Annotated in this window: 5 protein-coding genes; 3 read left to right on the forward strand and 2 right to left on the reverse strand. The window is 68.7% G+C overall.

The annotated features are described in order from the left end of the window. The first annotated feature begins 96 nt into the window (after positions 1-96). From AC1DU6_RS22375 to acpS, 3 genes are read left to right on the forward strand one after another with little or no spacing between them, the layout of a single operon-like run. Entirely contained in the window at positions 97-576 is a 480-nt protein-coding gene (locus AC1DU6_RS22375; protein ID WP_457322317.1) for a hypothetical protein, read from the forward strand. Positions 577-613: 37 nt separating this feature from the next. Continuing rightward, positions 614-1,381 carry a pyridoxine 5'-phosphate synthase gene (locus tag AC1DU6_RS22380; RefSeq protein ID WP_457322319.1) on the forward strand — a complete coding sequence of 256 codons (768 nt, stop codon included), beginning with the start codon at positions 614-616 and terminating at the stop codon, positions 1,379-1,381. Further along, positions 1,378-1,776, forward strand: coding sequence for a holo-ACP synthase (gene acpS, locus AC1DU6_RS22385; protein ID WP_056204219.1), 399 nt, complete (start codon positions 1,378-1,380; stop codon positions 1,774-1,776). The genes AC1DU6_RS22380 and acpS overlap by 4 nt, the downstream gene beginning before the upstream one ends. A 22-nt stretch (positions 1,777-1,798) precedes the next feature. Here acpS and AC1DU6_RS22390 read toward each other — a convergent pair whose 3' ends face one another. After that, entirely contained in the window at positions 1,799-2,815 is a 1,017-nt protein-coding gene (locus AC1DU6_RS22390) for a hypothetical protein (protein WP_457322321.1), read from the reverse strand. A 123-nt stretch (positions 2,816-2,938) separates the two neighbouring features. After that, the coding region (locus AC1DU6_RS22395; RefSeq protein ID WP_477859702.1) for a COG3904 family protein at positions 2,939-4,024 on the reverse strand (1,086 nt) is incomplete at its 5' end.

Consider the following 4,024-nt stretch of genomic DNA (forward strand, 5'->3'; position numbering starts at 1 on the left):
CGCGCACCCTGCCCAACGGCCGTCCCGATCTGGAGCAGGCCGCCAGCAGCGGCGCCGGTGCGGCCTTCAACGGCACCTGGATCGTCACCCGCGAACATGCCAAGCCATGAGTCCCAACTTCCCACCGACCCGGCCCGCCGCGCCTGCCTGCTCGCCGGCCTGGGCTTGCTGATGATGAGCACCGCCGCCACCGCAACGCCGGTCGTGGCGCTGCCCACTCCGCCGGCCGGCGCCGTGGCGGTGGACTGGGATCATTTCGGTGAGCCTTCGCTGTCCGCCGCTCGCCGTGCCAACGTGGTTGTCAGCAAGGCGATGCAGGCGCGGGTCGTGGACACCCAGCTCTACCGGCTGCCCGGCGATACCGCCTGGGAGGTCGTGCTGGGCCATTACCAGCAGGCTGCCACGCCGGCCTGGAAGCTCGCCGCCAGTGCCGGCCGCGTGGAGACCGGCAACCCGGCCTGGCAGCAGCGCTTCACGGCCGCCGGGGACGCGAAGCGCGGTTTCTCGGTCGTCTGGCTGCCGGCCGGTGGTGACGTGCGCGACGGACTGCTGATGGTGCTCAGCACCTCCCCCTGACGCGCCAGGGGTTGTGACGCTCCACTACGATGGGGGCATGAACCCGCTTGCCCACGCCGGCGCCCGCTGCGCGCTGTCCGTTAACGTCAACAAGGTCGCGCTGTTGCGCAACACACGCCACCTCGGGATCCCCAGCGTGCTGCGTGCGGCTGAGCAGTGCCTGCTGGCAGGTGCCCAGGGCATCACCGTGCATCCACGGCCCGATGCTCGCCATATCCGCGCCAGTGACGTCGAGGACCTCGCCGCCTTCCTGAAGGATTGGCCTCAAGCCGAGTTCAACATCGAGGGCAACCCGACGCAGAACCTGATGGACTTCGTGCGCAAGCACCGGCCTCATCAGGTCACCTTCGTGCCGGACTCGGAAGAGCAGTTCACGTCCGACCATGGCTGGATGCTGCCGCAGGACGCCGGGCGACTGAAGCCGTTGATCCATGAAGCGCAAAGCCTGGGTGTGCGCGTCAGCCTCTTCATGGACCCGAATCCGGCCGCGATGGCGGCCGTGGCCGAGCTGGGCGCGGATCGCATCGAGCTCTATACCGAGACCTTTGCCAGCGCCTTCGGTACCGAACGCCAGGACGCCGTGCTGGCCGGTTTCACGGCCACGGCCGAGGCGGCGCTCAGGGTCGGCCTGGGCATCAATGCCGGCCACGACCTGAATCGCGACAACCTCAGCCTGTTCCTGCGCCATGTCCCGGGTGTACAGGAAGTGTCCATCGGCCATGCCCTGATAGCCGATGCATTGGAGCTGGGCTACGCCGATACGGTGCGTAGCTATCAACAGGTCATTGCCACGGCGTACCAGTGATTTACGGCATCGGCACCGACGTCTGCGACATTCGCCGCATCCGAGCCACGCTCGCGCGGCGCGGTGAGCGCTTTGCCGAGAAGGTGCTGGGCCCGCACGAGCTGACCGTTTTCAGGGAGCGCCGTGCCAAGGTCGACGCGCGCGGCGAGGCCTATCTGGCGACGCGCTTCGCCGCCAAGGAGGCCTTCTCCAAGGCCATCGGCATGGGAATGCGCATGCCCATGACCTGGCGGGCCATGGAGGTTGTCAAGGCGCGCAGTGGCAAGCCCGAGATCGCACTGCATGGGGCGCTGGCCGATTGGTTCGCCGCCCGAGGCTTGAGCGCCCATGTGACGGTCAGCGACGAGCAGGACTATGCCGTCGCCTTTGTCGTCGTGGAGAAGTCGGCGCCTTAGAGTCGAGTCCTGGCGCGCCCGCTCAGGGCGCCTTCTTGACCGCTGGCTTGGCGGCAGCGGGCTTGGCGAGGGACTCGCCCTTGGACTGCACGACCATGTCCATGTCCATGAACATCCGGCCGTTGTCGGGCCCGTTCATCGTCATTTTCATGTCCATGGCGAGCTGGCTGGCCAGCGGCAGGCGGTCGGCCAGGCGCAGCGAGCTCGTGCCTTTGCCACCACCCGTGATCTGCATGTGCAGCATCGGCGGTGCCGCGTCCGCGGCCGCGCCGCTGGCCGCGGATGCAGCAGCCGCCGGCTTGGGAAGCGGGGTGTCGATGTTCATGTTGAGGTCCATGCTCAGGTCGAAATGCGCCACACCCTTGTCCACGCGGGCCAGCGTGTAGCGCACCAGGCCTTGCATGCCGCCGGCGCCGCCTGGCAGCGGCATGGGCAGGGCCATGTTCAGCGGCACCTCAACGCTGTCGCCGACCTTCAGCGGGCGCTGGCTCAGGGCCTTGAGCAGTTGCAGGGACTCGCTGATCGCGGCCTTGCCCTGGTTGCTCATGGCCTCGCTCAGCTCGGGTGAACCGCCCTCGACCTTCTGCACCTCGAAGCCGAAGTCCTTGGGGTTGAAGCGCGCTGCAATGCGCATGTCGGTCTTGCCTAGACTGGGCAGCGGTGCGGGCTTGCCACCGATTTCCACGCTGCCGCTCTTGGCGCCGACCGACAAGCTCAGCGGCAGCCAGCCCTCGCCGTCCGCAGCGCCAACCTGCATGGTCTGCTCCATGTGCATGCTCATCTTCATCGGCCCCATCAGCGCCATGCCCTCGGCGGCTTGAGCCGCCTTGGCGCGCTGCTCGTCCGTCGCGTCGGGGCCGGCCTCGACGCGCATCTTCATGACGGCCTGCAGGTCGATCTGCTGTCGTTGATGCTGGCCGGCACGCGGCGTGGTGTCGAAGCTGACGGCGGCGGGCGCGCTCGGTGCCGCCTGGGCGGCGAGGTTGAGGCCGAGCAGGGCGCCAAGCAAAGGCAGGCGCAGCGGGGAGGCGATGGTCACGAAAGCAACTCCATGAAAAGCGGTGCCGAATTGGCAACCGAGCGGTATCGTAGAAAGGGCGAAGGGACGACCGGCATCAGCTGGCCTGGGTAATTTCACCCAAGCGAACTTATGCGGTCCTGATCAGCGCGATGGCTGGAAGAGCAGCCGCTCCGCCAGGTCCCGGCGGGCCGGGGGCTGGCCCTGCAGGCGGTCCAGCATGGCGATGGCGGGGTCGCAGCTGGCAGCGACGCTGGGTTTGGCCGCGTCGGGCGCGTCGACCCACAGGCGCGACAGCATGCCCATGGCCGTCGGCCCCACGGTGCGCTCAAGGACCTCGATCTCAAGGGCGCTGACCGGCTTGGGCTGCCGGTGTGGCAGCGTGCCATTGGCCACGTCCTGCAGCCATTGGGCTTCGCGCACCTGCAAGGCCTGCGGGAGCTGCGGGCGCACGCCCAGGCGCCCGTCGAGCAGGTCGCGGCAGGCCCCGGCACTGACGCCCGCGGGTGGTGTGCGCAGGGCCTTCAGCTGGTCGGACACCAGTTGCACATAGCGGTGGCGCAACACGGCGTCGGTGCCGCCGAGCAGATCCGGCATCTGGCGGGCCAGGGGCGACAGCACGGTGGCTTGCACCTCCTCCTCGCTGGCGCCGGCCTGGTGGGCGGCCAGCATGCGCTTGGCGATGTCGTCCACGGTGCCTGGGGTGCGCTTGTCCAGCGCCTCCCACACGGGGTGCATGTGCAATGCATCGTCGAAATCGGCCAGCGTGGCATTGGCGGCCGGCAGTGGCACCGCCAGTGTGGGTGGCGCTGGCGCGATCAAGGCGTAGGAGACCAGCTCGTCGCGCGGCACGAACCACATGCTGCGCGAAGGTGTGCGCAGCGTCTTGTCGATCATGGGCTGCGGCAGGCCCAGCTCGGTGTAGGTCTTGGCCAATTGCTGGTTGGCCAGTTCCTCGAAGACCGGGTTGTAGGTGCCGGTGGATGCGCGATGAAAACCCAGCTCGCCCGTGGCCGTCATATGGCGGGGCTGCCCGGCCAGGAAGACAAGGGTGCAGGCGCTGGCGCAGGTGCCCACCGCGCGGCTGGCCTGGCCGCGCGCCTTCAAGGCCGCGGCCATGCGCTCAGCCTCGCGCACGCGGCCGCCAGGTGACGCCAGTTCCACGCGCTTGAGGTCCCGTGCTGCCTCGCTGTTCAGCAGTTGGCGCAGTCGCTCGCCGTCGCCCATGCC

The sequence above is a fragment of the Roseateles sp. P5_B10 genome (assembly GCF_056400485.1).